This is a genomic window from Mesorhizobium sp. B2-4-17, from assembly GCF_006441275.1.
In the GTDB taxonomy this organism is placed as follows: domain Bacteria; phylum Pseudomonadota; class Alphaproteobacteria; order Rhizobiales; family Rhizobiaceae; genus Mesorhizobium.
Genome location: NZ_VFUX01000029.1, coordinates 82,329 through 88,886, shown reverse-complemented (window position 1 = coordinate 88,886; position 6,558 = coordinate 82,329). Strand labels below are relative to the sequence as shown.

Sequence of the window (6,558 nt, the reverse complement as noted above, 5' to 3'; positions counted from 1 at the left end):
TGCCTGCCAGCCATGAATCAAACTCCTGCTCTTGTGACAGAAGCCAAACAAAATGAAGCTTACTTTTGTTCCAGGGGACTAGGGCCAAGACTCATAATTGTGGCGCGAGCGCTGCAGCGCTGTCATCAGTCTCTGCAACATTGCGCTTGAATGGTTGTGAGGCGATCAGGGGGCGACCCTGACCGGGTTCGGATTCGCACCGAAACGGGTTACCCCGACTATCTAAGCCCGAAATGCCGCTGCGGGCCCTACAGGAGCGACCTGTCCTTCCGCACTGAGCGTCGACATCACGCCAGACTACTGTTTGCCCTTGATCCCACAATTTTGCAAGTAGTTCGGGTTCGGCGTTAGAGCCAATAGCTGACTGTCGCTGCGATGCAGACCGCAGCGAGGAAGTTGGTAGCCAATCGATCGTATCGAGTGGCGATGCGGCGGAAGTCCTTGAGCCTGCAGAACATGCGCTCGATGGCGTTGCGGTCGCGGTAGAGGTAGGGCGAGAAGCAGTTCTTCCACTTCCTGTTTGCCTTCGGTGGAATATTGGCGAAAGCGCCGCGCTGCTTGACCTGGCGACGAATTGCGTCGCTATCGTAGCCCTTGTCGGCGTTCAGCAGGGTTGTCGTCGGCATCTGATCGATCAGCACTTCGCCCGCCTTGCAGTCGGCGACGTTGCCGCCGGTCAAAAGGAAGGCGACAGGCCTGCACATTCCATCAGTCAGGGCGTGGATCTTGGTGGTGCGCCCGCCGCGTGATCTGCCAATGGCCTGGTTGAGTTCCCCCTTTTTCCGCCCGCCGCACTGCGATGGGCACGAACAGCCGAGGAATCGATAAGCAGTTGTGCCGGTGGCCCACCAGCACTGGCCAAGGCTTGGAATATCCCGGTCCAAATGCCTTGTTAGCCCAGCGATGGAAGCGATTGTAGAGCGTCTTCCTCGGACCGTAGGCGGCAGGTGCGTCCACCCAGCGTCCACCGCTCTTGATGACGTGGATGATGCCGCTGATAACCCGCCGGTCATCCACGCGAGCCTTGCCCCGCGTGTCAGTCGGGAGATGCGGCTTGAGCTTCGAGAATTGTTCGCCCGTCAGCCAGAAATAGTCCCGATCCATCGAAGCCTCCAGTTGGTGACCTTGAATCACGTCAGCCGCATCAATGAAAGCGATTTATGGGTCCGGACCCTAGCAGGCGATACTGTCGCTGCGCACCAACAATTCTCAATCCGACGTGGTGTTCGCCAACGGCGTCGAACATCCGCACGGGGCTACGGATGTCCTGGGATAGGAACGATTGCGGTTGCTGTTTGGTGCCGTCGGTTTTGGGCGTGAATGCATTCATTCACCCGCAAAGTCGGGCAGAACTTCAATCTCGTCATGGACGAGACCCACGGCCAAGCTGAACTGGCCCCAAAATGCCAAACTGTAGAATGCCAGGCCGACAAGCAGAGACATTGGAATTTGCCAGACCGGCATTCCCGTCTGCCGGGCATGCCGTACGACGCGCCGTGTTGTACGCCACGACATGGTCAGCCACCGGCTGAGCGACTTTGCGATCCGGCGGCCACGATGGGGACTCCCCAGTTCTCTAAATTTCCGGTCGGCATCGCGGCCGGTCACCAATGCGCGCCAGCGGAAGAATCGCCAGCCGCGCGGCGGGTGATGATAGACGCGTGCATTGGCGCCGACGAGTTTGTGGCCGTCGCGCTCAAGCGCACGCATCAGGAGCGTACAGGAAACCTTGAAACCATTGTTTTCGGGAAAGGGGTGATTGACAATCCAGTCACGGCGAAAAGCCACGTTGTTGGCGTTTATCGCCCGTTTCGAAGCAAAACGCGTGTCCTTTTGCGCCATTGGGAAAAACCAGATCAGCGCAAACGTTCGCGACATGAAGTCGTCGTAGTAAAGGTAGGTGTAACCGTTTACGGCGACGGTCGCTGGATCTTGAAATGGACCGAGCATGGCCGAGAGCCATCCAGATTCCACGACCGTATCGGAGTCTGTAAAAATGACGACATCGCCGTCGGTTGCTGGAATGCCGTTGTTCTTAAGATCGTAGTACCGTCCGCCTGGGCATGCGGCGAAGATCAAGTCGGCAACCTGCTCCAGCTGCGATGCCGCGGATGCGATGTTGCTTCTCAGCAAAAGTGTGTCCGCATCGTCTCCGCCATGGGAGAAAACGACCTGTGGCCTAGCAAAACCCAGCGAAGAAACAGCGCCGATTTCGCGCGCCAAGGCAGTCAGCCCGACGCTGACCTCTTCGAGATCGACCGACCTGGCGTTCTCCATTTCCAGGACCAGGCAATAGCTCAGGGAATTTAGCGGCACGTTCCAAGAGATCCCATTACAGCATCAAGAATTCAAGCAACCTCTTAGGAGCACGAAGAAATCCAGATATCAACCATTATCGTTTCAGCAAAAATATTGCCTGCTGGCCGAAGAAATTCCAGAACCACCAGGGCATCGACAGGCCGATCCTCTGGCCGTTGGCGTCGAGCGCGGTTGCCTTTTCCACCGTCGCGCCGAGTTCCTCGCATAGATTGACGAAGTCGCGGATGGTGCAGAAATGGATGTTGGGCGTGTCGTACCAGGAATAGGGCAGATCCTTGGTCACCGGCATGCGGCCCTTGACGAACAGCGACAGGCGCACGCGCCAGTGGCCGAAATTAGGGAAGGAGACGATCGCCCGGTTGCCGATCCTGAGCAGTTCGTCGAGCACCAGCTTCGGGTTACGGGTGGCCTGCAACGTCTGCGACAGGACAACGAAATCAAAACCCTTGTCCGGGTAGAATTCGAGATCCTTGTCGGCATCGCCCTGGATGACGGAGAGGCCTCGCGCCACGCATTCGTTGACACCACGCTGCGACAGTTCCAGCCCGCGGCCGTCTATCTGTTTGGTGTCCTGCAGGAGTTCGAGCAGCGAGCCGTCGCCGGAGCCAACATCGAGCACCCGCGATTGCGGGGGAATGAGATTTGCGACGACCTCGAGGTCAACGCGCTGCGTACCGTTGACAGTCATGGATTGAGCCCCCTGGCGCGCGCCGCCGAGCCGATAAAGCCGTTGATGGCCGCGAACAGTTCCGGCTCGTCGAGCAGGAAGGCGTCATGGCCGCGATCGGTCTCGATCTCGACGAAGGACACCGAGGCGCCGGCGGCGTTGAGCGCGTGCACGATGGAGCGGCTTTCCTCGGTCGGAAACAGCCAGTCAGACGTGAAGGACACCAGGCAGAAGCGGGTCTTGGTGCCGGCGAAGGCGTCCGCCAGCCTACCGCCATGATCGGCGGCGATATCGAAATAATCCATCGACCGGGTCATGTAGAGATAGGAATTGGCATCGAAGCGATCGACGAAGGTCATGCCCTGGTGGCGCAGATAGCTTTCGATCTGGAAGTCGGCATCGAAGCCGAAGGTCAACGCTTCGCGGTCCTGCAGGTTGCGGCCGAATTTTCGGTGCAGGGCGGCTTTCGAGAGATAGGTGATGTGGGCGGCCATGCGCGCCACCGCCAGCCCCTTTTCCGGGCGTTTGCCATAGTCGAAATACTTGCCGCCATGCCACTCCGGATCGGCCATGACGGCCTGGCGGCCAACCTCGTGAAAGGCGATGTTCTGCGAGGAATGGCGGGCGCCGGTGGCGATCGGCAGCGCTGCAAAGACGCGCTCGGGATAGCTCGACGCCCATTCCAGCACCTGCATGCCGCCCATAGAGCCGCCGAGCACGCAGAACAGTTTCTCGATGCCGAAATGGTCGATCAGCATCTGCTGCGCACGCACCATGTCGCGAATGGTGATGACCGGCAGGTCGAGCCCATAGGGTTTCCCGGTGGCGGGATTGGTCGAAGCCGGGCCGGTGGAGCCCAGGCAGCCGCCGATGACGTTGGAGCAGATGACGAAGAAACGGTTGGTGTCGATGATCTTGCCGGGGCCGATCAGCACTTCCCACCAGCCAGGCTTGCCGGTCACCGGATTGGTGTTGGCGACATGCTGGTCGCCGGTCAGCGCGTGGCAGACGAGGATGGCATTGGAGCGGGCATCGTTCAGCTTGCCATAGGTCTGATAGGCGATCTGGAACGGCGACAGCAGCGTGCCGGCGTCGAGCTTGAGCGGCTTGTCGGGCCCGAAACGCAACACCGGGCTCGACGGCTGGTCGGCCTCGTTGTTGGTCTTTCCTGCGCGCTGAGCGGCCATCACGTCTCTCTTGCTGCATCGTGCGTTTGCGGAAATCGCTGCCGATCCGCCCGCCGCCGATACGTTCGTCCGGCCGGTCACGGACAACAAAAAACCGGCATTGCCTTCGCAAGCCGGTTACATCACGCAAACGGCCCTTTAGCGAATTGTTTAACGTGGCTGCAAGCCGACCGGCCAAATCACCACGGAAGTTCGCTGCTCTTCTAGAACTCGCCCGCCTTGCCGTCAATGCCGGCCGCTGGCCCCACTGCCACCTCTCGACATTGCGGCCCATGGCTTGTATTTCCGCTGCGGCTTCCGGGTGGAGGCATTTCGACGGATTTTGCAAAAAATGAACCAGACACCGGATCAGGCACGTCCAACCCCGCGCGCGGGCATCATGGATATCGATGCCTATGTGCCCGGCAAGAGTACCGCACCCGCCGGTGTCGCCAAGGTCCACAAGCTGTCGTCGAACGAGAACCCGCTCGGTCCGTCGCCGAAGGCGATCGAGGCCGCGCGCGAGGTGGCCGCCAGGCTCGATATTTATCCGGACGGCACCGCGAGGCGGCTGCGCGAGGCGATCGCCGAGGTGCATGGGCTCAACCCCCAGAACATCATCTGTTCCAACGGCTCCGACGAGATCCTCGGCCTGCTGGCGCAGACCTATCTGGCGCCAGGCGACGAGGCCATTTTCACCGAACACGCGTTCATGGTCTACAAGATCTACATCCAATCGGCCGGCGCCACGCCGGTCGTGGTCAAGGAAACCGACGAGCGCGCCGACATCGATGCGATGCTGGCCGCGGTCACGCCGCATACCAAAATCGTGTTCCTCGCCAATCCCAACAACCCGACCGGTACCTATGTGCCGTTCCAGGAGGTGCGCCGCTTGCATGCCGGCCTGCCAAAGCATGTGCTGCTGGTGCTCGACGCGGCCTATGCCGAATATGTCCGCCGCAACGATTATGAAGCCGGCATCGAGCTGGTCGGCAGCGCCGAGAACGTGGTGATGACCCGCACCTTCTCCAAGATCGGCCTGGGTGGAGCACGGATCGGCTGGATGTATGGCCCCATGCACATCGTCGACGCCATCAATCTCGTGCGCGGTCCCTTCAATGTCAACACCACCGCGATCGAGGCCGGCATCGCCGCGATCCGCGACCGCGCCCATATCGAGCGCAGCGTTGCGCACAACGAGACCTGGCTCGCCTGGTTGACCGAAGAGATGACCGCGCTTGGGCTGCGGGTGACGCCCAGCGTCGGCAATTTCCTCCTCATTCATTTCCCGGACGACCAGAAGCATTCTGCGGCGGCGGCGGACGATTACCTGACCGCGCGCGGCTATATATTGCGGCGCGTTTCCGGCTACGGCTTCCCCAACGCGCTGCGCATGACTGTCGGCACCGAAGAGGCCAATCGCGGCGTCGTCGCCGCGCTCACGACATTTCTGAAAAGCTAGAGCACCATGACATCACCGATGTTTGAGAAGATCGCGCTGGTCGGCATCGGCCTGATCGGCTCGTCGCTGGCCCGCGTCATCCGCCGCGAGGGGCTGGCTCGCCATGTCGCCATCTCGACGCGCAGCGTGGCCACACTCAAGAGGGCCGAGGAACTGGGCCTCGGCGATTCCTACACCACCGACGCGAAGGAAGCGGTCCGCGACGCCGATCTGGTCATCGTCTCGGTGCCGGTCGGCTCATCCGGCGCGGTGGCGCAGGAAATCGCACCGGCCCTGAAGGCGGGTGCGATCCTCACCGATGTCGGCTCGACCAAGGCCTCCGTCATCGCGCAGATGCAGCCGCATATCCCTGACGGCGTCCATTTCATCCCCGGCCATCCGTTGGCGGGTACCGAAAAATCCGGGCCGGATGCCGGTTTTGCCGACCTGTTCGACAATCGCTGGTGCATCTTCACGCCCCTGCCGGGCACCGATCCGGGTGCGCTGGAACGGCTGTCGGAATTCTGGCGCCGTTGCGGCGCCAACATCGATACGATGGACCCGCAGCATCATGACATGACGCTGGCCATCGTCTCGCATTTGCCGCACATCATCGCCTACAACATCGTCGGCACTGCCGACGATCTGGAATCGGTGACCAAGACGGAAGTGATCAAATATTCCGCCTCCGGCTTTCGCGATTTCACGCGTCTGGCCGCCTCCGACCCGACCATGTGGCGGGACGTGTGCCTTCACAACAAGGATGCCATCCTCGAAATGCTGGCGCGGTTCTCGGAAGATCTGGCGTTCCTGCAGCGGGCGATCCGCTGGGGCGACGGCGACAAGCTGTTCGACCTGTTTACCCGTACCCGTGCCGTGCGCCGCTCGATCATCGAGGCCGGCCAGGATATCGACGCGCCCGACTTCGGGCGTCAGGCGGTCGAGCACCCGGCGAAAACCTAGCA

Annotated in this window: 5 protein-coding genes, 2 pseudogenes and 1 riboswitch; of the genes and pseudogenes, 3 read left to right on the top strand and 4 right to left on the bottom strand. The window is 61.0% G+C overall.

Annotated features, from left to right (window positions below):
• Positions 1-347 precede the first annotated feature (347 nt).
• A pseudogene (locus FJ548_RS22445) lies at positions 348-1,104 on the bottom strand (IS5 family transposase).
• Positions 1,105-1,177: 73 nt separating this feature from the next.
• Here FJ548_RS22445 and FJ548_RS30545 point away from each other — a divergent pair.
• Positions 1,178-1,276, top strand: a pseudogene (locus FJ548_RS30545) (DUF1330 domain-containing protein); the annotation flags it as partial.
• A gap of 50 nt (positions 1,277-1,326) precedes the next feature.
• Here FJ548_RS30545 and FJ548_RS22435 read toward each other — a convergent pair.
• From FJ548_RS22435 to FJ548_RS22425, 3 genes are all read right to left on the bottom strand, one after another.
• Positions 1,327-2,316, bottom strand: a complete 990-nt coding sequence (locus tag FJ548_RS22435) for a glycosyltransferase (RefSeq protein WP_246678738.1) — start codon at positions 2,314-2,316, stop codon at positions 1,327-1,329.
• Positions 2,317-2,392: 76 nt separating this feature from the next.
• Entirely contained in the window at positions 2,393-3,007 is a 615-nt protein-coding gene (gene metW, locus FJ548_RS22430; protein WP_140691692.1) for a methionine biosynthesis protein MetW, read from the bottom strand.
• Positions 3,004-4,173: a homoserine O-acetyltransferase gene (locus tag FJ548_RS22425; RefSeq protein WP_140691694.1), complete on the bottom strand. Its 1,170-nt coding sequence runs from the start codon at positions 4,171-4,173 to the stop codon at positions 3,004-3,006. Before FJ548_RS22425 ends, metW begins: the two co-directional genes overlap by 4 nt.
• 118 nt (positions 4,174-4,291) lie before the next feature.
• Positions 4,292-4,369, bottom strand: a riboswitch (SAM riboswitch).
• A gap of 135 nt (positions 4,370-4,504) precedes the next feature.
• Here FJ548_RS22425 and hisC point away from each other — a divergent pair.
• Both hisC and FJ548_RS22415 read left to right on the top strand, forming a co-directional pair.
• Entirely contained in the window at positions 4,505-5,614 is a 1,110-nt protein-coding gene (gene hisC, locus FJ548_RS22420; protein WP_140779002.1) for a histidinol-phosphate transaminase, read from the top strand.
• A gap of 6 nt (positions 5,615-5,620) precedes the next feature.
• Positions 5,621-6,556: a prephenate/arogenate dehydrogenase family protein gene (locus FJ548_RS22415; RefSeq protein ID WP_181168873.1), complete on the top strand. Its 936-nt coding sequence runs from the start codon at positions 5,621-5,623 to the stop codon at positions 6,554-6,556.
• Positions 6,557-6,558 lie beyond the last annotated feature (2 nt).